Below are 26,455 nucleotides of genomic sequence, written 5' to 3'. Positions count from 1 at the left end.
GTGAATGAACGAGGGGCCGCGGCCCTAGGTGATCGCGGCCAACGCCGCCAGCCTGTGTTGCAACCTGTCCTGCATGGCCGCCATGGCCCCGGGGTTGTCGGCGCACAACACGATCTGTTCGTTGCCAAGCAGTCCGGCAAGGCTGTCGAATCCGTCGACCTGGGGGTTGTGCAACAGCTTGAGCAGCGCCAGTTGATCGAGCCCGCCCGCCAATAGCTGGTCGAGTGCGCGCAGGCCCTCCTCGGGCTCAATGGAACCCAGGCCCAGGGCAGTCATGCGCTCGCGGTAACGCGGGTCGCTGACGGAACCGACGCCGCCCCAGTAGCCCCAATTGATCACCTTGACCGGGCACGCCCATTGGGCCCTGAGCTGGTCGGCAAAGGCGTCGGCGAAGGTGCAGCCCGCGGCGTAGTTGCTTTGCCCGGCGGCGCTGGTAAAGGACATCATCGAGGCGAAAAACAGCACGAAATCCAGCGTCGCGGCGCTGTCGGCGAAGACCTGGGCCAGGGTCACGCTGGTGGCGACCTTGGCGTTGAGTACCTGGCTGAAGGTCGCCTCGTCCATGTTGGCCAGGCTTTGATCCTTGAGCACGATGGCCGCGTGCACCACGCCATTGATCGGACCGAAACGCTCGGTAATCTGCTGTTTCGCCGTCGCCAGTTGCGTTGCGTCCGTGGCATCGACCTGCAGGTAAACCGGGGCCGGGGCCTCATGCATCAAGCTGACGGCGGTCAACTCGTCCAGCTTCGCTTCGATCTGCGCATCCCGCTCACGGCGACCGATCCACACCACCCGAGCACGATGCCGGCTGATCATCTGCTGGCTCCAGACCGCACCAATCCCGCCGGCGCCGCCGATGACCAGGTAAACGCCGCCGTCCCGATAGACCGGCAAACGAGGCGGCGCAGCCTCGGCCTGCACCCGCGCCAATTGGCGGAACCACCATTGCCCCTGGCGCAGCGCCAGCACTTCACCACACCGCACTGCCGCGAACGGCGCGCTGGCCAACCGCGGCAGTTGCGCGTCTTCCAGGTCGGCAAGGTGCACCTGCCAGTGCGGGTATTCCTTGGCCAGCGAGCCGGCCAGACCATGCACCGCCGCATGCGCCACATGGCTGGGCTCCCCAGGACGCAGGCTGATGGCCTGAGCGGTGACCAGGGTCAAGCGCAGCGGCCGTCGGCCGTAGCCCTGGCGCAGCAGCGCCTTGATCAGCCGGAACAGCGCCAGAACCCCAGGGTCCTGGGCGGCAATCAGGTCCTCGCTGCCATCAACAGGGGGGGCCAGCCACATCACGTCCGCCAGCTCGGGGCCGGCCTGCAGTTGGGCGTCGTAGTTGACCGGGCAGCCGTCCACCCGCCTCGCCTGGGGATAGAGCCCGGCCAGGGCCTGATGACGACACGGGGTCGCGCCGAAGATCAGCATCGCCCCCTGCCGATCCCGTGGCGGGTTGCTGCTGGTGCCGCCCCCGGCGAGCTGCTCATCGACAACCGACCAGATCGGCGTCAGCAGTTGCTCAATGGCCGGTGTCGGCGCGTTGGGGGCAGCCACGGCAAGCGCTCTGGCAGCGAACCCGACCCAGCGTGCGCAGAGACGACCCTGGTCGTCACTCAGCTCGATGTCGATCCGCTGGGTCGGGTGGTCGCCCGAGTCGCTGCGCAACAAGGCCCACATCCGCCGCGCACAGGGGGCGATGATCTCCAGGCGCTGCAGGGCAAAGGGCAGCATCAGTGGCAAGGACTCGGCCGGCTCGGAGTCCAGTGGCAGCAGCATACCGACGGCGGCCTGCAGCACGCTGTCGGTGATGCCGGGCTCCAGCCAGCAGTCGCTGGCCCCAGCGACCGCCTCAAGGTGCAACTGTGCCAGCACTTGGCGACGACCGCCCTGCTCCGCGATCAGCAACTGCTGGATACCGCGATGGCTGGGGCCGTAGGCCAGGCCCATGGCGTCGAACAGCCGATAGACGTCATCGCGATCAAGGCGCCGCTGCCAAGGGCGGTTACGCCAGTCCCCCAGGTCCAGGGGCTCGGCGACAGGCGCTGCCTCGGCCGTCACTCGGGCCTGACAATGCACCAGCGGTTGCTCGCCGTCATCGCTGAGCAAGGTCACGGCCAACTGATCGTCGACCGCTTGCAGCGTGACCCGCAGGCCCCGGGGCGCAGACTCCAGCGTCCAGGGGGCCAGCCAATGCAGCTGTTCAATGACCATGCCCCCGGCCTCGCCGGGCGCCCGCGCATGGCTCGCCGCGGCCCTGATGATTTCCAGGCAGGCAGCCCCGGGCAGGGTTTTGCGCCCCTGCACCTGGTGGTCAAGCAGCCACGGCTCGTCACCGCGAAAGAGGCTGGTGAATTGCTGACGGTCGAAGGTCGAACTGTTGCGGTGCAGCAAGGGATGCAAGGTCGTCGCCGCCGGCAACCCCGTGGTGGCAACGGGCGCCCAGTAACGACTGGTGGCGAAGGGATAGGTCGGCAGGCTGATACGCGGAGGCCGCTCGCCGCTGGCCGCGCGCAGCGCGTTCCAGTCGATACGCAGCCCGGCGCTCCACAACGCCAGCAATTGTTGCCGCTCGCCCTTGGCAAGCAGCTGGGCCAGCTGTTCATGCCACGAGTTGCGGTAACGGTGCTTGAACGCCTGCAAGGTTTCGCTGCCGCTGTGAGTGTCACCGCAGATCCAGTCACTGCAGTCGTCATTGGCCAACGCGCGCAAGGCCTGAAGCAGGCTCGCGAGGGAGCTGGTGATCAGCGCCGCGCGATGCTCCATGGCTTCGCGTCCGACCTGCAGCGTCCAGGCCACGGCCGCCAGGCTTGCGGCCACCGGGGCCTGCTCCAGTCTGGCCAGCAGGCGGCTGGCGATCTGGCGCAACTGTTCGGGCTCGCGGGCAGACAGCAGAATCATTTGCGGCTGGCCGTCAGGCGCCGGCACCGGCCGCTTGGACAGGTATTGCGCAACGATCAGGTGGGCGTTGGAGCCGCCGGCGCCAAAGGACGACAACCCGGCGATGCGCGGCAGCGGCTGGCCCTGGTGCCAAGGCTGCGGCCAGTCCCGCAACTGCTGGTTGACCTCGAACGGCGTGGCGGCAAAGTCGATAAAGGGATTGAGGGTCTGTGAGTGCAGCGAAGGTACGATTTTTTCGTGCTTGAGCTGCAACAGCACCTTGGTCAGCCCGGCAATTCCGGCGGCCGCCTCGCAGTGGCCGATGTTGGACTTCACCGAGCCGATCCAGCAGGTCTGAGCCGGCGTGCGCGGGCCCAGGGCGCTGGCCAGGCCGGCGATTTCGATCGGGTCGCCCAGCCGGGTGCCGGTGCCGTGGGCCTCGATGTAGCTGATGGCCGCCGGATCGACCTTGGCGTCCTTGAGCGCACCGCTGATGGCGGCCTGCTGCGCCCGCGGATCGGGCACGCTGTAACCGGTGTTCTTGCCGCCGTGGTTGAGGTAGCTGCCCTTGATCAGGCCATAGACCTGATCGCCGTCGCGTTCGGCATCGGCCAGGCGCTTGAGCACCACCGCGCCAACCCCCTCCCCCGGCACGTAGCCGTCGCCGCCTTCACCGAAGCTGGCGCACTGGCCCTGGTTGGAGATGAACTGACCACTGCTGAGCATCAGGTATTTGTTGGGGTGCAGGGTCAGGTTGACCCCGCCGGCAATGGCCATGGCCGTGCGCCCGCTGTGCAGGTCCTGACAGGCCAGATGCAGGGCTGTCAGCGAACTGGAGCACATGGAATCCACCGCCAGGCTCGGGCCCTGCAGGTTGAGGCAGAACGACACCCGATTGGCGATGCTCGCGCTGGAACCGGCAAAGCCCATGCGCTGGCCGCGCAGGCTGGCTTCGGCACCCAGCAGTTGATATTCGTTGTACATCACCCCGGCATAGACACCGACCTGCAGCGCCGGGTCAGCCTGCTCGGCGCCGAGCTTTCGGCTGTAACCGGCGTCTTCCATGGCAGACCAGGCGGTTTGCAGAAACAGCCGTTCCTGGGGGTCGATCAGCTCGGCTTCGAGGGGGGAAATATTGAAGAACAGCGGATCGAACTGATCGATGCCGTCGATAAAGCCGCCCCACTTGCTGTTGTGCACCCCGCTCAGGCTGCGGTCATGGCTGTAATAGTCGCGCCAGTCCCAGCGCTCGGGCGGAATTTCGCCAATGCTGTTCTTGCCCTGGCTGAGGTTCTGCCAGAAGGCCTCAAGATTGGCAGCCTCCGGGTAGCGCCCGGCGATGCCGATGATGGCGATATCGTCCCGTGGCTGGGCGGCCGGCTGCAGCGGTTGCGGCGGCCCGTCGAACAGCCGGCGTTGAATCTCCTGGCTGGGGTTGCCCGCTTCGGCAGGTGCCTTGGCCGCCCTGGCAGTCAGGTAACGCGCCAGGGCCTGCAGGCTGGAATGCTCGAACAGCAAGCCCGGCGGCAACGCGCCAAAGCGCTGCTGCAGGTGGCGCGTGAGTTCGACAATCTGCAACGAGTCGAGGCCATAGTCTTCGAAGCACTGCTGCTCGTCGATCTGCTGCGGCGGCAGGTCCAAGGCACTGGCAAACAGGTCGCGCAACGAGGTGATCAAGGCGCTCTGGGGCGGTTTGCGAACCGGCCGCGTGGCCAGATGCTCGGCCAGGCCTTGCAGGCTGGGGTATTGGAAAAACAGGGTTTTGGACAAGGCACCGAAGCGTTTTTCCAAGACCGCCGTCATCTCCATGATCATCAGCGAATCGATGCCGTAGTGTTCGAACGGCACCTCGCTGTCCAGCCGCGCTGGGTCGATCTTCAAGGTCTTGGCCAGTAGCTGGCGCAACCAGGCCAGCAGGTCATCGCCCTCCAGAGCGACGGCTTCGGGGGTTGGGGCCGGTTCCGGGTTGAGCAAGGCGAGCAGTTTTTCGCGGTCGCCGGCCAGCACCATCAACTGCGCTTCATCGCTGTGCAGGGCCTGATAGAGGGCCTGGATCCCGGTGGCGCTGGCCATCGCTTCAATGCCGCTGCGTTGTGCCAACAGGCGTCGCGCCGTGTCGCTCATGTGCAGGCCGCCCTCCAGCCATAACGGCCAGTTGATCGCCAGGCTGCGGCCGTGTCGCGTACCCGCCGCGACCTGCTGCTCGCGCAGGCTGGCGAATGCGTCCAGATAGCCGTTGGCCGCCGCGTAGTCGGTCTGCCCGGGGTTGCCCAGAACGCTGGCGATCGAGGAGTACAACACGAAGAAATCCAGGGCCAGCCCGGCGCTGTAGCGATCCAGGTGGCGCACGCCGTCGACCTTGGCGGCGAACACCGCGGCAAAGTCCTCAATGGACTTGTCTGCCAGCAAAGCGTCGCGGGTCACGCCTGCGCAATGGATGATCCCGTGCAGCCCACGGTCATCGCGCACCAGCTCAGCGATCAGCTGTTCAACCTGGTCGGCACTGGCCAGATCCACGGCGCGGTAGTCAACGCCGGCTCCCAGTTGCTCCAGTTTGGCCAGCACCGAGGGCGCGGTGGCCGGCGTGCGGCCACAGAGCACCACACGCGCCCGGGGCGCTGCCGCCCTGATCTCTCGTGCCAGGACCGTGCCGACACCGCCCAAGCCACCGGTGATCAGGTACACGCCCTCGGGCCGCCAGGGTGCGGGCGCCGTGTCCAGGGGCTGGTGATCCCAGCTCAGTTGCTGGCGGCGCAGTGTGCCGGCGTCTTGCAGATAGCGCAGTTGGCGTTCAGCGGGGTCGGCGGCCTCGGCAACCAGGGCCGTCAACAGCGGCTGGGCGGCAAGCTGCGGTGCCACTTCTATCAGTTGGCAGATCAAGGCCGGCTGCTCACGGCTGACGCTGTACAACAGGCCGCCAAGGCCGCGATAGCCATGGGCATCGTCGGCTGCGACCAGCAGTTGAATCAGGCAAGGCTGAGCGCTGTGCAGCCAGGGCTTGAGCTGCTCGGCAAGGGCCAGCGCGGCCTGTGGATAGTCAAGCTCCGGCCAGGCGACATGGCCGATGCCCCGCTCCGCCAGGTGCGGCGCCAGATCGGCAAAAGCCTGATGACGCCCCAGGGTCAGTACCTGTTGCGCAAGCCCTGGCGCGGCAGCTGTTGGCGCCGGCCGCGCATCGTGCCAGTGCTTGTGGCAGAGCAGTCCGATGTTGGCGCCCGGGCTGGCGGCGAGGCTGGTGTCCGTCAGGGGCTGGAACGACAGTTGATTGAGGATCGCGCAGCACTGGCCCTGGTCGTCGAACAAGGCCAGATCGAAGCAATAGTCGTGCGCTGTGCTCGGGGCACGGCGTATCTGCACCTGCAGGCTGGCCGGGCAATCGGCCAACAGCACACATTGCCCCAGGCCGGCGGGCAACAGCAGTGCCGGGCGCTCCTCCAGTTCATCCAGGAGCAAGGCCATGACCCCTTGCATGGCGGCATCCAGCAAGGCCGGATGCAGCGCGAAACCGCTGTTCAACGCCGGGTCTTGCAGGGCGATGCGCGCCAGCGCCTGATCCCCCTGGCGCACCAGCGACAGCAGCCGACGATGCCCCACGCCATACTCGATGCCCATGGCGGCAAAGCGCTGATAGCAGGCCTCGACGTCCACCACTTGCGCGCCAAGGCTGCTGAAGTCGAGCCGGGCCGCCTGGACCTCTGCGGTGCTGGCTCGGGCCTGGCAATGCAGCTGCAACTGCGCGGCCTGGTCATAGGCGTAGATCCCGATCCGATAGTCGCCCGCGGCCGGCATCGACAGTTCAAGGAACAGCTCGCCATTGTTGGCCGCATCAACGCTGAACGGCTGCCGCCAGCTCAGATCGCCGATCACCAGCCCGCTGCCCGCCGGCACCGCGCCGCCCAGGGCATCGGTCAACGCCGCCTGGATCATGACAATCATCGCGGCCCCCGCAAGCACCGACTGGCCATTGACCCGATGCTCGGCCAGCACACTTTCATCACCGCTGAAGCGGCTCAGGTAGCGCAAGCCGCGCAGGTCCGAGACGTTGCGATGCAGCAGTGGGTGCAGGCGTTCCACCCCTGTAGCAATCGTCGTGGCCGCCCCTTGCGTCGGTTGCCAGTAGCGCTCGCGAGCAAAGGGATAACCCGGCAGGCTGAGGGGCGCCGGCGTGCCCTGGGGATACATCAGGCGCCAATCCAGGGTCGCGCCCTCGAGCCAGGCGTCGAGCAGGCCTTGTTGTTCACCGCGCTGGAGCGCACCGGCCATGTCGAGGCTCGGTGCCTGGGTATCGGGTTTGAGCCGGGTACGGGCCTGGGCCGCGCCGTGGTCGATGAAGTCTCCCAGGCACTTGTGCAACTGGGCCAGGCAAGCAACCTGCCAGCCATGGCGATGTTCCATCGCCTCACGCGCGACTTGCAGGGTAAAGGCCAGCGCCGGCAGGTCAGCGTCAACCAGCACGCCCTGCTCCAGTTCCTCGCGCAACAGTCGGGCTTGCTGCCGCAACTGCTCGCCGGTCTTGGCGGACAGCAGGATGAGCGCCGGTTGCTCGTGGTTGACGGTGATCTGTGGCCGTACCCGCAGGTCTTCGTACTCTTCGATCACCACGTGGGCGTTGGCGCCACCCGCGCCGAAGGACGACACCGTGGCAATGCGCTTGAACGTCTGCTGCACCCCGTCGATCAGCACCTGCGGGCGCGACCATTGGGCCAGCGATTGCTGTACCACGAACGGGCTGTTGGCAAAATCGATGTGCGGGTTGGCGGTAGCGGCGTGCAGCGACGGCACCAACTGGCGGTGCTGCAGTTGCAGCAGCACCTTGGTGATACCGGCAATACCGGCAGCGCTTTCGCAATGGCCGATATTGGATTTGATCGAGCCGATGGCGCAGTACTGCTTGAGCGGCGTGGCGGCGTCGGCATTGAATGCCCGGGCCAGACCGGCGATCTCGATCGGGTCACCCAGCGCGGTGCCGGTGCCGTGGGCCTCGACATAGCTCACGGCTCTGGGGTCGACCCCGGCCCGGGCCAGGGAGTCGACCACCAAGCGGCTCTGGGCCAGGGGGTTGGGCACGGTGTAACCGTTGGTCTTGCCGCCGGCATTGATCATGCTGCCCTTGATCACGCCGTAGATCCGGTCGCCATCGGCCTCGGCCTGTGCCAGCGGCTTGAGCAGCATGGCGCCCACCCCTTCTCCGGCGACAAAGCCGTCGGCATCGGCCCCGAACGCTTTGCAGTGCTGGCCCGCGGAGAGCATTTTCATTTCGCTCAGGCCGATGTAGTGCACCGGGTCCACCAGCAGGCTGACCCCGCCCACCAGCACGCAGTCGCTGACACCGCTGTGCAGGCTTTCCACGGCCAGATGCAGCGCGGTGAGCGACGACGAACAGGCGGTGTCGACTGCGAGGCTCGGCCCCTGGAAGTTGAACTGATACGACACCCGGTTGGCCACCGACCAGTAGCTGGACTGGCGGCTGTAGGTGCCGTTCATCACGCCGACAAACACCCCGACTCGCTGCCGCTCGGCCAGGCGTGCGGGGGTATAACCGGCATCACTGATGCAGTGATAGGCCTCTTCCAGGAACAGCCGCTCCTGGGGGTCCATTTTCAGCGCTTCCCGGGGCGACAGGTGAAAGAACAGTGGATCGAACTGGTCGATCTGGCCAATGAATCCGCCCCACGGGCTGTAGACGCGGCCCTCGGTGCCCGGTGTCCGATCAAAGTACTGCCGCCAGTCCCAGCGGTCCGCCGGCACCTGAGCAATACAGCTTTCGGCGGCTTTCAGGTGTTGCCACAGCTCGCGAACGTTATCGGATTGGGCGTAGCGCCCCGCCAGACCGACGATGGCGACGTCTGAATCGCGGCCAGCGGTCGGGAGGGGGTCGGGCAACATGACACTGAAGCGAGACGGGGCCGCTGGTTCGACGCTTGCTGTTGCTGTTGGCGATGGCGATGGCGATGGCGATGGGTTTGACGGCACCTGCCCCAGGCCCAGCAGGGTTTTGAGCCGATCCTGCTGGGTGGCGACAAAATGCTCCGCCAGCGCGTCGACCGTCTGGTATTCGAAGAACAGCGTGCTGCTGATCCCCGTCAGTTTGTCCCGCAGCAGGTTGGTCAGTTGCACCACCAGAATGGAATCGATGCCATAGGTTTCCAGGGCTTCACGGGCGTCGATCTGCTCGGGTTCGATCTTGAACAGACCACCAATGACCTGTTTGAGGTAGCGCACCGTCTCGGCCTTGAGCCGGGTGCTGCTGACCTCGCCCAGCGGCGCGGCGATGACCCCAGGTTGTGGCGCACGCGATGCCTGGGACGCCGGCTGGTGCCGCTTGATAGGCGCGATGGCGGGCGCTTGGGCGGTGTCGATAGGTTCCTGCCAGACCAGGCCATTGCTCTGGGCGATGACGATCTGCTGCCCCAGGTCATGCTCGGCCAGCGCCGGGAAATACACCTGTCGATAGCCTTCGCTTTCCAGCACCTGTTTCCATTGCGCTGGGGCCAATGCCGGGCCACCGGGCAAGCGCAACTGCGGATCGTCGAACAACCACCAGCCCTTGAGCAGGCCGAAGGTCAGGTGGGTAAACAGGCCATTGCGGGCAATCTCGTTGATCAGCAGCAGGCCGTTGTGCTTGAGCGCGGCCTTGGCGTTTTGCAGGGCCCGGCGCAGGTCCGGCGTGGCGTGCAGGACGTTGGTGGCGATCACCAGATCATAGGCGTCGGGCTGGATGCCCTGAGCCGCCAGGGGCTGATGGACATCGAACAGCTGATAGCGCAGGTACGGCGTCTGCGGGCCGTAGGCTTGCTGCGCATGGATCAGGAACGCCTGGGAGACGTCGGTGTAGCAGTACTCGGCGATCTGCGCCTGGAACGGCCGCAGTTTTTCAAAGGCTCGCGCGCTGGTGCCGCCGGTGCCGGCACCGATCTCCAGGATGCGGATCGGCGTCTGCGGCGACTGCTCCAGACGAGCGCGGACAAACTCCAGCAGGGCATCGAGCAGCACTTCGTTGAAGAAGTCGGACACCGGATTGTGTTTGTAGATGCCCTCGACCCGGGACATCGAAGCGTCGGGGAACAGGATGTCGGTGGCGGCAATCCGGCCATCGAGGATCTGCGGCAACTCGCGCAGGGTCGCTGCTGCGAGCAGGGTCTCGGCCTTGAGACCGGGGTATTGGAGCCACCCCGGCTGTTGCCGATCCCATTCGTGCCACAGCTGCTCAAGCATCAACGGCTGCGGGTGGCTGGCACGCCAGCTATCGCCTGCAAGCTCCACGTAGCCGTGCTCGGACAGCTCCTCCAGGCTCTGGTCGAACCAACGCTGGTACATCGGCAACAGCCCGATCCGCTGGCGCATTTGAGCTACGGATTCGCCGTCCTGGCTAAAGCAGCCCAGGTGCTGCAACTGGGCGTAGAGCAGGCCACGCTGCAATTCGTCGATCACTGCCCGTTGCGCCTGTAGCTGCCCGGTGGCATGCCGCACCTGCTGATTGCTCGGCTGCAGATTGCGCTGCAGCCGCTCGATCAGCGCCGGGTAAGCCGGCGGGCGAACTTCGCCGTACACGCCGAAGGTGCCGCCAGGATGTTGGGCCAGCCCCAGTTGGCTGAAGGTTTCGCTCAAGCGCTGCGAGGTGCGCAGGAAGGTCAATTGGCTCAACGGCGCGCCGTCATCACGGGCCCCGAGCAGTACGTCCAGGGCCTGCATCGCCGATTCGCCGTCGATGGAACCCAGCCCGACCGCGGCCATCCGCCGCCGATAGTCGTCGCTGGCCACCGAGCCGACCTCGCCCCAGTACCCCCAGTTGATGACCTTCACCGGGTAGCCGCGTTGTTGCGCCAAGTAGTGAGCGAAGGCGTTCTTGAAGGTGCAGCCGGCGGCGTAATTGCTCTGCCCCGCCGACCGGGTGAAGCTCTGCAACGAGGAGAAAAACAGCATGAAGTCCAGCGGCTGGTGCTCGAACACCTCGGCCAGACGGGCGCAGACATCGACTTTGGCGGCCAGCCCCGCAGCGAACTTTTGCCCGTCCATGCGGGCCAGGCTCTGGTCCTCAAGCTGGATCGCCGCGTGGATCACCCCGTGAATCTGCCCATGCTCGGCCAACACCTGGCTCACCGCCTGCTGCAGCGCAGCGTGGTTGCCGGCATCGGCGCGGATGTAGCGCGGCGCCGGGCCCAGTCGGGCCAGTTCGCTGATGGCCGCGTCAATCCGGCCGTCTTGCTCGCGGCGCCCCAACCAGATGATCCGGGCGCCTCGGGTACGGATCAGGTGTTCGCTCCACAGCCGGCCAATACCGCCGGCCCCTCCGACCACCAGGTACACACCGGCGTCGCGATACAGACTGCCCACCTCGGCGGCGCTGTCGGCCGGCACCAGGCACGGCGCCAGATAGGCGCGATACCAGACGCCCTGACGCCAGGCCAAGGCCTCGCCACGTGGATCGGCGGGCAGTGACAGCAGGTCCTGGCCCGGCCAGCTGTCCCCCGCCGGCAGGTCCAGCAGGCACACCGGCCAATGGCTGTATTCCTTGGCCATCACCCCGATCAGCCCATGGACGCTGGCGTGAGCCGGCGCCACCGGCTCACTGGCGGCCTGATGCAGCGGGCTGGCCTCGGCGAACACGGTCAGGGTGGCCCGGGTGATGACGGTCCAGGCCAACGGCTGCTGGTCCAGGCCCAGGGCCAGCAATGCCTTGATCAAGCGGAAGCAGCCGAGCACGCCGCGTTGCTGCGCGCGGATCATGCCGTCGGCGCTGGTATCTGCTGCCCCCGCGCCTGGCGCCAGCCACAGCAGATGCTCCAGGGGGCCGGCCTCGCCCAGCAATGTTGCGATCCTGTCGCTGGTTTCGCTGCCGTCGAGCAGCAGTGTCGCGGCCTGCGGATAGCGGGCAGTCAACTGTTGCAAGCCTTGGGGATCGTTGGCGATCAACAGCAGCCGGGCGCCGCTGGACGGCACCGGTTGCACAGTGACCCGGCGCCATCGCTGCAGCAGGTAGGCGTCCGTCCGCGGTTGGTCGTCGAGCATCAGTTGCAGTGGCGACGGTGCTTTCAGCTCGCGCAGGACAAAGCCCTGCAGGGCAACGCAGTGCTCGCCCTGGTGATTGTAGATATCGATATCAAAGCTCGACTGCCCCGCTTCCCGGCGTTGCGCGCCGGGTCGCACCCAGGCCCATATCTGTTCGCCCAGCGCCGCGCCGCTGTGCTGCAACTGCTCCAGGGCAAAGGGCACTGCGGTGTGTTCGAGTTGCGGTGCAAGCCCCTGGTCCAGCTGATCCGCGACCAGCAGCCCCAGGGTGGACTGCAACGCCGCATCCATCAGACTGGGGTGCAGGACGAACTGCCCGTGGCCGGCACTCAGTGACGGCGGCAGCTGGATCTGCGCCAGCACCTGGCCGCCGTCGATGCGCAGCTCGCGGACCGCCCGGTGGCTGGGGCCGTAATGGATATCGATGCTGTCGAACAGGCGGTACAGGCCCTCGGCGTCGAGACGATGGCCGTGGATTGCGCCTTGCAGCGACGCCAGCGAGGCCGGCGCCTGGACGGCGTTGTCATGCAACAGTGCCTCGCCCTGACAGCACAGGGTGCGCTGTGGCTGCTGGCGAATCTCGAATGTCAGTCGCTGGGGGGCCAGGCTATTGATGTGGATCTCGAGCGTAGCGGGCTCGGTGCCCTGCTCGCTGAGCGTCAACGGTTGCGACCACACCAGATGGCACAGGCTCAGGGTCGCGCTGCTGGCGCGGTCGCCGAGGGAGCGACTGAGGGCCTCTCGCGCCATCTCCAGATAGGCCACGCCGGGCAGCACTTTCTGCCTGCCCACGCGATGATCGCGCAGGAAGAACTCAGCGCCGCTGAACACCGCGGTGAACTTCTGTTGCGCAAGGTCCGACACGTTGCGGTGCAGCAACGGGTGCAGACGGGCCTCGCCCAGCGACTCGACCTGAAGCGGAAACTGGACATCGCCGGACACCCAGATCCGCTCGCGGGCGAAGGGGTAACCCGGCAGGCTGATCCGCCGGACGCTGCCCTTGGGCATCCCCAGCAGCGCCCAGTCGAAGTTCAGCCCCTTGACCCACAGCTCCAGCAGCTTCTGGTGTTTGCCCTTGTCGGCCCAGGCCGCCAGCGTCGCCGCCATGTCTTCATCGTGGGCCAGTACGGCCATGGCCGCCTTGTTCTCTTGCACCCGGCCTAGATGCAGGCCGTCAAAGCAGCCGAAGTGTTCGGGGGCCTTGAGCAACTGCGCCAGGCCCTGTGCCAGACGCTCCTGCAACGCGCTGAAGGAGACGGCGCTGAACCCCAGGCGATACTCCAGGGCTTCCCGGCCCTGTTGCAAGGTAAAGGCCAGGTCCGCCAGACGCGGCAGTTGGCCTTGCTGCTCGCGCCGTTGCAGGAACTGCTGCAAGCGTTCGACCTGCTGCTGCAACTGGCTCGGGGTCCTGGCCGACAGCACGATGAGCGCGGGCTGTCCGGCAACCGGTTCATCCCGTTCGGGCGCCAGGTACTGGGTAATGATCACGTGACCGTTGGAGCCGCCGGAGCCAAACGACGACACCGAAGCGGCCAAGGGGTACTCGCGCTCCCGGCCGTCGAGGTTGAGCCGTGGTCGGCGCCATTCCTGCAGTTGCTGCGGGATGTGGAACGGCGACTGGTCAAAGGCAATACCCGGGTTGAGCCGGCTTGAATGCAGCGACGGTGCCAGTTGCCGATGCTTGAGCTGCAGCAAGACCTTGGCCACCCCGGCGATCCCGGCGGCTGATTCCAGGTGGCCGATATTCGACTTGGCCGAGCCCAGTGCGCACTGCTGCGCCGGCGCCGGTTCGCTGCCCAGGGCTGCGCTGCGCCGGGCAAAGCCCTGTTGCAGGCCGCTGATTTCAATCGGATCGCCCAACGCGGTGCCGGTGCCGTGAGCCTCGATGTAACTCAGTTCCCGGGGATTCATCCCGGCCTTTTCCAGGGACTCGGCGATCATGGCGCCTTGGGCATTCGGGCTGGGCACGGTGTAGCCATGGGTCTTGCCGTTATGGTTGACCGACGTCGCGCGGATCACGCCGTAAATATTGTCGCCATCGGCCTGTGCCTGGGACAGCGGCTTGAGCAACACCGCGCCGGCGCCTTCGCCAGGCACAAAGCCGTCGCCACCTTCACCGAAACTGCGGCAGCGGCCATCGCTGGAGGACATGGTCAGCTGCGACTGGATAAAGTATTTGTTCGGGTGCAACGACAGGTTGACGCCACCGGCCAGCGCCACCCGGCACTCGCCACGTTTCAGGCTTTGCACCGCCAGGTGCAGGGCCGTCAGCGACGACGAGCAGATGGTGTCAATGGCCATGCTCGGGCCGCTGCAGTCGAAGACGTAGGACACCCGATTGGCAATCGAACCAAAGGAAGCGTCCACCGCATCATCGGTGCAATCGGCAGCGGCCGAGCGGGTATAGAGCAAGTATTCGCCGTGCATCACCCCGACAAACACGCCCATTTTCCCCTGGTAATGACGCTGCAGTGCGGCCCGGTCGTAGCCCGCGTCTTCCAGGGTGTGCCAGGCGGTTTCCAGGAAGATCCGTTCCTGGGGGTCCATGCGCTCGGCATCCCGCGGTGAAATGTTGAAAAACAGCGGATCAAAGCGGTCGACGTCGTCGATAAAGCCGCCCCATTTACTGTTGATCTTGCCCTTGAGGCTGCGGTCGCGGCTGTAGTACTGCAGGTGCGCCCAACGCTCGGCGGGGATCTCGCTGATGCTATCGACCCCGTTCTTCAGGTTGTCCCAGAAACGCTCGATGTCCGGGGCACCCGGAAAGCGTCCGGCCAGACCGATGATGGCGATGGGCTCATCGCACGCCTGGCGACGCTCGATGTCGGGGCCGGATGCGGTCTGCCGGGGTGCGGCAGCGCTTGCAACGGGCGCTTGCAGGCCCAGCAATTGGCGGCTGCGCAACGGATGCTCGGCAGCAAACCAGATCGCCAGCGCACGGATGCTCTGGTGTTCGAAGAACAGGGTGCTGGACAACTCGCCGAACCCTTGCGCCAGCCGTTGGTTGAGCTCGGTGATCATCAGCGAGGTCAAACCGTAGCGATCAAAGGTTTCCAGGCTGTCGATGCTGGCCTCGGGAATGGCCGATACCTTCGAGAAGTGTTGCTTGAGGTAGCCCTCCAGGGCCGTTTGCAGCCCCTCATCGGACACAGGCGGCGCGACCATATCGCCCCTGGGACTGTGGCCGATATGGCAGTCGATGGCGGCAAAGGGGTACGCCGCCAACGCCACGCGCCGGCAATCGTGCCGGGCAATCGCCAGCAGCTCGGTCTCACCCGCCAGCCAACGGCGGCCGATGGCGTTCAGGGCCTGGCGATCGAGGCCACGCAGGTCCGCCTCGCTGGTCGGCGCTGGCGCGGCTCTGTCGAGGCGGCCTCGTAGCACCGAGTCGCCCTGGGCGGCGTTGAGCAGCGCCAGCAACTGGGCCTCGCTGTCGGCCACCAGCGCCACACGCTGGGCCTGCGCTACCCGTCCAACACACAGGCTGTAGCTGATGTCGCCGAGGCTTGCGGCGCTCAGGCGCCCAGCCTGAAGATCATCGGCAAACGCCGCCAGCAGTTGCTCAAGCTGAGCCTGAGTGGCGGCGGAGAAGGGAAACAGCCAGGGCCCGACGGCCTTGCCCGGCGCGGCCACGGGGGGCGCTGCTTCGAGGATCAGATGGCCGCCGGAACCACTGGCGCCGAAGGCATTGATCAAGGCCCGCCGCGGCCCTTGCCATGGGCTCAAGGTGTCGGCGATAGCCAGATTGCCCGGCCCCTGTCCGATCAACGGGCTCAGCGGATGACAGCCGAGGGTCGGTGCTATCTGGCCGTGTTGCAATTGCAGCAGGACCTTGGTGATCTGCGACAGGGCCGACGCCGATTCAAGGTGGCCGATATTGGCCTTGATCGATCCGACTTTCAGCGGCGTCTGGCCAGGGCGCTCGCCGAAGACCTTGTCGAGCGCCGCGAACTCGGCGCCGTCCGCCAGGCTGGCGCCGGGCGCTGCGGCCTCCACGTAGCCGATGGCCTCGGCGGGCAGTCCCGCCTGCTCCAGGGCCTGGCGCATCGACGCGGCCTGACTCTCGGCGCTGGGTGTGCCGTAGCGAAAGGTCTTGCCGCTGTGACTGATGGCCGTGGCGCGGATGACGCCGAGGATCTGGTCGCCTTCGCGGCGGGCAGCCTCCAGTGGCCTGATCAGCAGGGCACCAACACCCTCACCCGCCACCCAGCCATTGGCATTGCGGCCGAACGGGTGCGACTGGCCCTCTGCGGACAACAGTTGCAGCGATGTCAGCAGCTCAAGGTGCGACGGATGGCTGATCAGGTTGACGCCGCCGACAATCGCCGCCTGGCATTCGCCGCGACGAATGCTCGCGCAGGCGAAATGCAGGGCGGTCATCGCAGACGAGCACGAGGTGTCGAACACCACGCTGGGGCCATTGAAGTCATTGAAGTATGAGACGCGGTTGGCAATGGCCGAATGGAACGAGGTGGCTCGCTCTCCCTGCTCCCCTGGCCGGTGGTGCTGGTAATCGCCCCACATCGCCCCGACGAACACGCCAACCCGCTGCGCCGTGCGGCGCAGACCGGCTGCGGTATAGCCGCTGTTTTCCAGGCAATGCCAGACCGTTTGCAGGAACAGCCGCTCCTGGGGGTCCAGGGTTTTCGCCTCGGCGGGGGTGATGTTGAACAGCAACGGATCGAACAGCTGCTTGTCGGCCAGTGTGCCCACCGCCCACTGCGGCGCATCCGCCGTGGTCGGGTCGCCAGCCAGCAGCGCTTGGCCGCTGACACTGTGGATCGACGAACGTCCGGCGCTGAGGTTTTGCCACAGTTCCTGGGGACTGGCGGCGCCAGGATAGCGACCGCTGATGCCGATGATCGCCAGTGCGCCTTCACCCTCGGGCGCGGCGCCTGAATGTTCATCAGCCTGGCGTTCGAGCCGTGGCCAGCCCAGCGGCAGCCGTTGGCTGACGGTGCCGCCAACGAAGCTGTGCAACAGCTCATCGCCCTCCTCCAGGTCGAAGGCGCCGCGAACCTTGTCGAAGTACATCGAGCCGATGGGGCACAGCCCGATGCCGAACTCCGTCTGATGGTCCAACAGCAACTGGCCGATTCTTCCTGCCTGGAGCAGGTTGAAATAGCGGCTGTCAGCGCCGTAGGCAGCAGAGCGAGCGCCAATGATGAATATCCGCAAGCGGGCCTGTTGTGCATGTTTGCGATTGAACGGCGTGTAGCTGCCGTTGAACGCCTGCGGCTCCGCCTCGCCGATGCGGCTCAGGCAATGACGGTCACTGTGGTAGCGGTAGATGCCCGGGGGCGGACATTGCCCCTGGCCCGGGGATTGATCCGTCGGGCCGGCCAGATGCAGGTAGATCTTCAGTGGCAGGGCGGGCTCGGCGTGATACAGGCAGCCGCTGTCCGGCTCGGCCCGCAACAGGCTCAGCAGCCGGCTCAACTGCGCCACGCTCAGTGCTTCGCCGCCGTACTGACGCTTGGCGGCCCGCAGTTGCAGTGCATCGACGCTGATCGGCGCCGCCGGCAGTTCGATGACCCCATCCCCCTGCTCCGCCAGGTCGCGGCGAATCTGCCGTTGTTGGCGGTGCAGCTGCTCCAGCGCGTCCTTGCCCGGCAAGTCGAAACCGTTGTTGTTAGCGGCCAGAAAGTCGGCGAACAAGGCGCCGGGCTGCCCGCTGCTCAGCACAGAGGCGTGGGCCGGCATCAGGCAATGCAGCACACGGTGGCTGGGCTGCAGTTGTAACAGTGGCCCAAGCGTCGCCACGTCCACGCCATAGGCCGGGGCCAGCGCGATGCCGAAGTCAGCCTGGCGCGACAGCAACAGTTGTTCGATATAGCCTGCTTCGAGTACCAGCAACGCCGGGGCGGCGTGGTTGTAGATGGGCTCGATGGCGGCCATTTCCGCCACCAGAAACAGTGCCAGACCGGCTGCCGCCAGCGGCGACGCAGCCAAGCCGTGTGTATCGAGTTCGGCCGGCATGCTGACGGGCAACAGGCGGTTGAGCCGTGGCTGGTAGTACCAGGCGCCCGCCGGCAAGCCCTCGACCTGCCCCTGGGCCACATACAGATAGCACTGGATGGCGTTGAGGCCCCCGGCCGATGAGTAAAGGTACTTGCCCTTGCCCTCCAGGGTCACTTCACGCAGCAACGACAGCAGGCCCCCCAGCCGTTGAAGGCTGGGGGCTGCCACGCCGGTGGTTCGCCGATAGGCGCCTGGATCAAAGTGCACGGCTTGCAGGCAGATTGACTCCTGAATGCTGGCTCGCGGCGCCGGCAAGGCCTGCGCCACGCCGTTCTGGTCGGCGGTGACAGTTTTTTGATCGAGGATGTAAGCGATGACGGCTGCGAGGGTCGGCTGCTGAAGAAACACTTCCACCGGCAGCGTGACCTGATACTGCTGGTGAATGCTGTGGACGGCCTGGACCAGGGTGAAAGAGGTTGCGCCCTGATCAAAAAGATCATCGTCGACCCCCAGCGCCTCGATCCCCAGCGCCTCGATGAAATACTGCTGCAACCAGGCGCTGAGTGCCTGGGGCTCCAGCGCCGGTGCACGGACGCCGGCGGGCGCGATGCCATCAGCGGCGAGCAACGCCTGGCGGTCGGTCTTGCCGTGGGCCGTGACCGGGATCTGCTCGACGAACTGCACCCGATTGGGCGTCATGTACTCCGGCAGGCGGGCCTTTACGAAGTCGCGGATCGTCTTTTTGTCCAGCCCCTGGGCCACGACATAGGCCACCAGTTTGGGGTCTTCGCTGCCGGGGTCCTGGACCAGCACCACGGCATCACTGATCCCTGGATGGCTTTTGAGGGTGTTCTCGATCTCGCCCAATTCGATGCGAAATCCCCGCAGCTTGACCTGGGAGTCGAAACGCCCCAGCACTTCGATCTGGCCATCGTCGAGAAAGCGCGCCTCATCGCCGGTGCGGTACAGCCGCGCATCGGGCTGCGCGCAGAACGGGTCGCGGATGAACTTTTCCGCCGTCAGCTCGGGGCGATTGAGATACCCCCGAGCCAGGCCGACACCGCCAATGCACAGCTCGCCGGTCTGGCCAATCGGCACGGGATGGGACTCGGCATCAAGGATATGAATCTGAATATTGTCGATGGGCCGGCCGATGGGCACGCGCTGGTCGGGCCTTGGTTCGGCGGGCCACCAAGTGACGTCCACCGCAGCCTCGGTCGGGCCATACAGGTTGTGTAACCGGGCATCCAGTCGCGAACAGAATTGCAGCAGCAGATCGTGGGTCAGGGCCTCGCCGCTGACGAACACCTGGCTCAAGGAGCGGCACTCGGCGACGGCCGGGTGCTTGAGAAAGAAGCGCAGCATGGACGGCACGAAATGGCAGATGGTGATCTGCTGTGCCTGGATGATCTGCACCAGATAATGGGCGTCCTTGTGCCCTTCCGGCCTGGCCATGACCAGGCAGGCACCGCTGAGCAACGGCAGAAACAGCTCCCAGACCGAGACATCGAAGGTAAAGGGGGTCTTCTGCAAGATCCGCTCGGCCGGCCCGACCTGATAATGGCGCTGCATCCACAGCAGCCGGTTGCAGATGGCCTTGTGCGGCAACATGCAGCCTTTGGGACGCCCGGTGGAACCGGAGGTGTAGATCACATAGGCCAGATCGCCGGGGCTGTTGATCGAGGCGGGATTGTCCTCGCTTGGGTGCAGCTCTTCGCTTGCCGGATCGTCCAGGCAGATCACTTCAACGGCCTGGGCCTTGAGCCGATGTTCAAAGCGCTGCTGCGTCAGCACCACGCTGACTGCGGCATCGTCAATGATCAGGGCCAGTCGTTCTTCGGGATAACCCGGGTCCAGCGGCAGGTAGGCGCCACCGGCCTTGAGGATGGCCAGCAGCGCGACCATCAGCTCCAGCGAGCGCTCCATCTGCACCCCGACCAGGCTGTCGGGGCCGATACCGAGCTCGCGCAGGTAGTGGGCCAGGCGATTGGCCCGGCGATTCAACTGGCAGAAACTCAAGGTCTGATCGTCGAAACACACTGCCACGGCATCGGGGCTGCGCCGCACCTGTTGCTCGATCAACTGCTGCAGGCACTGGTCCAGCGGATACGCGTAGTGGGTCTGGTTCCAGCCGGCAATGAGCGCGGCTTCGGCAGCCCGATCAGCGGCTTGCGCTGCGCGCGGAGTGCTCTGTGGACCGTCATTGGTGGCGTTGTTGTCTGGCACTGCGCGACTTCCCTGTCAGGTTGGGCCGAGATCATCGGCGACTGTTCATCCGTGTCATTGCGTCAGCGCGGCACGCTTGAGTAGGCGCTTTGCCAGGCGACGTTAGATCGATCCCCAGGAGTGTTCGGATTGGCGGTGCCGCTTTAAGGATTCAATGGCGCGTAGACGCGCAAGCCGACCGTCCTTGAAGGAACCGGGGCGTCCCACTCACAGGCACCTGCCCGGGAGAGGAAATGCGCAAAGCCGCCCACAGCCTCGCCGCAGCGGCAAGGATTGGGGCTGTTCAACGTGGATTCGATGAGGAGCAAGACCAACACATCCGTGTTCCTGAACACAGTAATTCCCTTTACCAGTGAGTGCCTGAAGATTGCCAGAGACAACGGTGCATGCCTTGCTTCGTTGTTTACTCACACTACTTGGGTCGTATTTTCTCGCTGGCGCTTGCCGCTTGGTGTCGCTTGCTGCAAGACAACGGTACGAGCGTAGTAGGCAAAAATGAGCTGTCAAATTCACAGACCCAAACTTTACACAGGATGGACGGATGGCCTGTCGGGCGACACCCGACCAGCGTCACGCAAGCCCCCGGCGCGGCTCTGCTCCAGCGGTTTCAGCGGATCGAAAGGGCCTGTTTGTGGCAGGCAGAAAAATTGCCAATGGCAATTTTCCAGATCGGTATTAGGCTGACGATCTACGTGCCTATCGGCTTTCGGCACACTGCCATCATGAAAAGGATGACCTTCATGAGTACCCCCAACACGGATCGTTTCCATGTCTTTGGCGTTTGCCCCCCCACTGATTACTGCCTGTTCGTCGACTATGTCCTGGACGACATCAAGGATCACGAAAACAGCTTGCTGCAGCGCATCCAGCAAACGCCCGATCCGGCATTGCGGGTCTGGCGCGAGGGCACGGCGCTGCAAGGCACGGACATCTTCGAAATTGAATGCGTGAGTGACCGGGAAAGCGCACAGGAAGCCGTGGAATTCTGGCGCGCCTATTTTCGTTCCCTGGGCGAAACCATCATCAAGGCCGAGCACCTGTGTGACAGGTTGGAGTGAGGCCGGACCCAGCACCGGGCACGGCCGTCAAACCATCGGTGCGCTGACTGCGGCAGCTGGACGCTAGGAGCCCATAACGCAAATAAGTTAGACTGCCGGCCTATTTTGTTCAGGCCCCTCGTCATGCCCGCAGAGCATGCTCCCAAGCCCTATACCCTCCTGGCGATCGACGACGATCCGCAGTCGTTGATCGTGCTGTCGAAAACCTTGACCTGCGAGTATGAAGTGCTGCTGGCGAAGAACAGCGAGCGCGGCCTGGCCCTGGCGCGCAGTGCCAGTCCCGACCTGATCATTCTCGACATCCTGATGCCTGAGATGGACGGCTTCCAGGTGCTCAGCGCGCTCAAGAGCGACCCGGCGACTGCAAGCATTCCGGTGATTTTCCTCACCTCGCGCAGCAGCGTCGAAGATGAACGCCTGGGGCTGCTGCTGGGCGCCGCCGATTACATCGCCAAGCCGATTTCGCCGCCGGTGGTACTGGCCCGGGTGGCCACGCAACTGGGCTACCGCAACAAGCCCCTGCATGGCCTGCCAGCGGCCTCCGGGCCTTGCGCCGGCAGCGACATGCGCGACGGTTTTGTCAGTGCATTGACCCTGCAACTGGCCGGCAATCCGCTGATCCGTCTCCAAGCCCTGCTCGACAGCCTGTCGATTGTGCTGCGCAGCAGCCTGAGCCGGCGCGACCCCGCGGCCTTTCGCAGCGCCGCCTGCCTGGCGCTGATGGGCCTCAATCAGCCGGGCAGCCGCATCGATCAGGCCCTGGGCCACAGCAGGCTGCTGATTGAAGAGATTCTCGCCCACGCCGAGCCGGAAGATCCGATCCTCAACCTCGCCTGGAAAATGACCCACGCCGACGCCTTGCTCAAGGGCCCTGGGGAGCTGCCCAGCGGCGAGCAGTTGCCACTCTCGGCCCGTCTGTTCGCCCTGGCGCTGAACTACCACCTGAGCCTGCTGCAGAGCGCGCCCGAGGACCTCCACAGTCGGCATGCGCATGCCATGGGCCAGCTGTACCGCCAGCCCGGGTTCGAGCAATGCATCGACGGCGACCCGCAGGCGCTGTCGGCGGCCTTGCTCAGTTCGTCACAGACCTTTTTTGGCCGGTGAACGGACGGTGAGCCTGGCCAATGCCTAACTTCGCGGATCTGGAGCTGTTCATTCTGATCGCCGAGCTGCAGGGCCTGTCCCCCGCTGCCCGCGTCATGTCGATCACCCCGGCTGCCGCCAGCCTGGGGCTCAAGCGCCTGGAAAGTCGCCTCGGGGTGCGGCTGTTCACCCGCTCCACTCGCACCATGAAGCTCACCCCCGAAGGCGCACGCTACCTGGACAGTGCCCAGCACGCGTTGAAGATCCTAGCCAACGGCAAGCGCTCGTTGCGCCACGATGACGGCATGCTGGAACTCACGGTGTCTTCCGACCTGGGCCGCAACTTGCTGCTGGACATGCTCGCCCGGCTCAAGCATGAGCGGCCGCGCATGTACATCAAGCTGGCGCTGAGCGACAAGCAAGAGGACCTGCTCAAGGGCCGCTTCGATGCGGCGTTGCGCTATGGCAAGAACCAGGCGCTGGATCTGGTCGAGCTGCCGGTGCTCAAGCAGCATTACTTCATCGCCTGCGCCGCGCCCGATTACCTGGCGGAACATGGCCAGCCTGAGTCGCCGCAACAGTTGAGCGAACACGAATGCATCATCTGTCACAGCATCGGCCGCCCGGAGAGTCGCTGGCGTTTCCATGGCGCCGGCAAGGTCGAGGACGTGCCGGTGCAAGGGCACTTTTGCTGTGATGATGGCGATGCCGCACGGCGCTGGGCCGTGGCCGGCCACGGCGTGGTCAACCTGCCGCTGCTGAATGTCGTCGAGGACCTGCTCGCCGGTCGCTTGCTGGCGCTGCTGCCGGGCTGGCAATCGGACCCTGCGCCGCTGAATCTGGTGGTATCGCACCGCTCGCAGATCACTTCGTCGTTGCGCGCCTTGCATCAATGCCTGGTCGAGCACTGCACTGACCGCATGGCCCGCTATCAGGCCCTGAGCCAGAACAGCCGCTAGCCCTGCAAGTCCATTAGCAGGTCAAGGGCCTGCTGGAACTCCAAGCGGTAGATCCGCTCTTGAATGGCCCGCAGCGGGCCGCACGGGTATTGCTCGTACAGCTCATCAATCAGCGCCAGGGCCTGGGCATTATGCTTGCGCAGCAGCTGGGCCAGCCGCTCCAGCGCCAGCACCTGCTCCGCGTCCAGCCCCTGGCTCGGCGCGGCCAGATCTTCGTTCGCCACTGGCAGGGACGCCAGGCCGGCCAGTACCGGCTCCAGGCACTGCGCCAGATGCTCGATCAGCGGCCCCAGCGCTGCTGGCCCGGCCGCCTGTTCCTCAAGCTGTCTAGCGGCTTCCTTGACCGCCGTGGCGCCGATGCTCCCGGCATTGCCCTGCAGGCTGTGGGCCAGAAAGCCGATGGCGGCCAAGTCCCCGGCGGCGTGGGCGTGCCACAAGCGCTCGATGACCTGCTGCTGGCCGTCACGAAAGTCGACCAAGAGTTTGCGGTGCAGAGCCAGGTCCTGGTTGACCACCGCCAGCCCCAGCGCGGTGTCGATTCCTTGGTAGGCCGAGGTCAAGACGCTTGCATCCGGCAGCGCTGCGCTCTGCGCGAGCGGTATGTCCTTGGCTGCGATCCAGCGCACCAGGGTCCGATAGAACGCCGCGACCTCCAAGGGCTTGCTCAGCAGATCGCTCATGCCGGCCGCCAGCGCCCTGCCCTGCACATCGGTCTGATTACTGGCGGTCACGGCAATGATCGGCAGGGACTGCAAATGGGGGTAGCCACGAATCTTGCGCGTGGTGGCGAAGCCGTCCATGACCGGCATCTGGCAATCCATCAGCACGGCATCGAAATGCCCCTGCTCCAGCAACAGGCGCAAGGCCTCGGCCCCATTGACCGCCAGCACCACCTGGACCCCGACGCGCTGCAGCAGGCCCTGCAGCACTTCCTGGTTGAGACGGTTATCCTCGACCACCAGCACCCGTTTCCCCGCCAGCCAACGTGCCGGGGCATTGACCAGACCCGGCCCCGCGACGTCGCCCATCGATGGCCCGGCAGGCGCGGTGCCGCTTGAGGTGCCGCCCTGCTCAAGCACTGGCGGCGCCAGCCCCAGCTGCACACTGAACTTGAACGTCGCGCCCTGCCCCAGCCGGCTATTGACCCAGATATCGCCCTGCATCAGTTGCACGATTTTCTTCGAGATGGTCAGCCCCAGGCCGCTGCCGCCGTAACGCCGACTGATGGTCCGGTCGGCCTGGACAAAGGCATTGAACAAGCGGGCCTGCTGCTCGTCGCTGATGCCTACCCCGGTGTCGGTGACGCTGAAGCACAGCAGGGCCTGATGATCCCACTGGCGCACCAGGCACACACCGATACAGACATGGCCGGCCTCGGTGAACTTGATCGCGTTGTCCACCAGGTTGGTCAGCACCTGGGCCAGACGCAGTGGATCACCGACGTAACGGCGCGGCAGTGACGCCGGAATATCCAGCTGCAACCGCAGCGCCTTTTCCTCTGCGCGCTGGCGAACCAGCAGCAACACATCGTCCACCAGCTCCCGCAGGTCAAAGCCGGTTTGCTCCATGCTCAGCTTGCCAGCCTCGATCTTCGACAGATCCAGCACGCCGTTGATGGTGCCCATCAGGTGCTTGGCCGCGCGGTCGATCTTTTCGATGTAGTCGCGCTGCACCGGCTCCAACGGCAAGTCCTGGACCAGATGGGCCATGCCGATGATCGCGTTCAGCGGCGTGCGGATTTCATGGGACATGCAGTCGAGAAATTCCGACTTGGCCTGGGTCGCCCGCTCGGCATCGCGCCGTGATTGCTGGATTTGCGCCTCCACCGCCTTGCGCTCGCTGATGTCCTGCAGCACCCCGGTGACCCGCGTCGGCGCGCCACTGGCATCGCGCTGCATGATCTTGCCGATGTCCATGACCCACAGCCATTGCCCCTCTTTGTTGCGCATGCGGTATTCGGCGCGGTATTCGCCGACTTCATCGTTCAGGTGCGCCTTGAGCCGGGCCATCACCGGCTCGTAGTCATCCGGGTGCACCAGAGCGGTCCAGCGCTCCAGGCCATGGCCGAAGGCCTGTTCCATCTGCTGTTTGCTGTAGCCAAGAATCTGCAGCCAGACATCGTTGTTGATGACGGTCCCCAGGCGCAGGTTCCAGTCCCACAGCCCCAGGGCCCCGCTTTGCAGGGCCATGTCCAGGCGCTGTTCGCTCTGCTCGATCTGCGCCACGTCACGCTTGTGTCGCCGGGCATCGGCCAGACGCCGCAGGCCACCCCACAGCAACAGCAAGAACACCAGGGCGCTCACTCCCTCGATCAGCAGCACCTGTTCCGCCGGTAACAGTGCATCCAGGTCGCCCAGGGTGATCAGGGTCCAGGGGCCGCTCGGGTCATTCCAGTCGAAATCCACCCGGGACAGGCTGTAGCGCCGGCCGTCCAGCCGGACCACTGGCTGGTGGGCATCGAAGGGCAAGCGCTCGGGCACCCCGTTGGCAAACCGATAGTCGCCGAACTGGCGGCGGATCTCCCCGGTGAAGCGGTTCCAGGGCCAGGCGCGGTCGGACTTGAGGACCAAGTCCGGGGAACTGGCGGCCAGCACCACGCCACTGGGGGACAGGATCATCTGCAGATCGGCGCTGTACGGCTTGCTCAAGCTGGCATCGAGCGTATCGGCGTCAAACCGCGCCACCAGCACCCCGATCACCTTGTCCTGGCGCGTACGCGACTCGAAGATCGGCACCGCCATGTAGAACATGCGCGTGCCGGTGCTGGTGCTGATGGCGCCGTAGACACTGCTGCCGCCATTGAGGGCCACTTTGAAGTAGGGACGAAAGGCCACATTCAGCCCCAAGGGCGTCTGTCCCTGCTGGTCGTAGGCGGCCACCACCACCCCGTCCCGGTTGAGGACAAACGCATGGTTGGCATCCACCACCAGGGACAGGGTCTTGAGCGGCTGGGTGGCCCGTTCCATCAGCTCGGCAGAGGGCGCAGGCTCCAGGACGATGCGCTTGAGCCAGGGGTTGTGGCGCCCGAGGATCGACAGTGCGCCAATGGCAAAGCCGTTGGATTTCCATTGCTCCAGGTCCTGGGCCTGCTCCTGGGTCTGCATCTGGACGCTGGCCCGGTAGACGTCTTCGACCTGCACCCGGTAGTAGTTGCCCAACGCCACTGCGGCGCCGACCGCGATCACCACACCCAAGGCATAACAGCAGCGTTTGTGACTGTCGAAGAAGTCCAATAACCCGTACAACCGCTCGCCCCTTTACCTTGAAAAAACCATGCCCGCCAACCCT

At 65.5% G+C, this 26,455-nt stretch carries 5 protein-coding genes; 3 read left to right on the top strand and 2 right to left on the bottom strand.

From position 1 onward, the window contains the following. Positions 1–24 precede the first annotated feature (24 nt). On the bottom strand, positions 25–20,067 hold the full coding sequence (locus tag LOY69_RS15095) for an amino acid adenylation domain-containing protein (protein ID WP_265074861.1): 20,043 nt from the start codon (positions 20,065–20,067) through the stop codon (positions 25–27). Positions 20,068–20,807: 740 nt separating this feature from the next. Between LOY69_RS15095 and LOY69_RS15090 the strand changes: the two genes are divergently transcribed. The 3 genes from LOY69_RS15090 to LOY69_RS15080 all read left to right on the top strand — a co-directional run bounded on the left by LOY69_RS15090 (position 20,808) and on the right by LOY69_RS15080 (position 23,167). Further along, positions 20,808–21,125: a hypothetical protein gene (locus LOY69_RS15090; RefSeq protein WP_265074860.1), complete on the top strand. Its 318-nt coding sequence runs from the start codon at positions 20,808–20,810 to the stop codon at positions 21,123–21,125. Between the two features lie 123 nt (positions 21,126–21,248). Continuing rightward, complete coding sequence (locus tag LOY69_RS15085; RefSeq protein WP_265074859.1) at positions 21,249–22,229, top strand: two-component system response regulator; 981 nt, start codon at positions 21,249–21,251, stop codon at positions 22,227–22,229. Between the two features lie 20 nt (positions 22,230–22,249). Further along, the gene (locus LOY69_RS15080) at positions 22,250–23,167 is read left to right on the top strand and encodes a LysR family transcriptional regulator (RefSeq protein ID WP_102879364.1); all 918 of its coding nucleotides are present in this window, start codon (positions 22,250–22,252) and stop codon (positions 23,165–23,167) included. Here LOY69_RS15080 and LOY69_RS15075 read toward each other — a convergent pair. Beyond that, entirely contained in the window at positions 23,164–26,400 is a 3,237-nt protein-coding gene (locus LOY69_RS15075) for an ATP-binding protein (protein WP_265074897.1), read from the bottom strand. The genes LOY69_RS15080 and LOY69_RS15075 overlap by 4 nt on opposite strands. Positions 26,401–26,455: the final 55 nt, after the last annotated feature.

The organism is Pseudomonas sp. B21-059 (assembly GCF_026016285.1).
Taxonomy (GTDB): Bacteria; Pseudomonadota; Gammaproteobacteria; order Pseudomonadales; family Pseudomonadaceae; genus Aquipseudomonas; species Aquipseudomonas danubii.
Note: the sequence above shows the minus strand (reverse complement) of the source record. Positions and strands in the feature narration are given on the sequence as shown.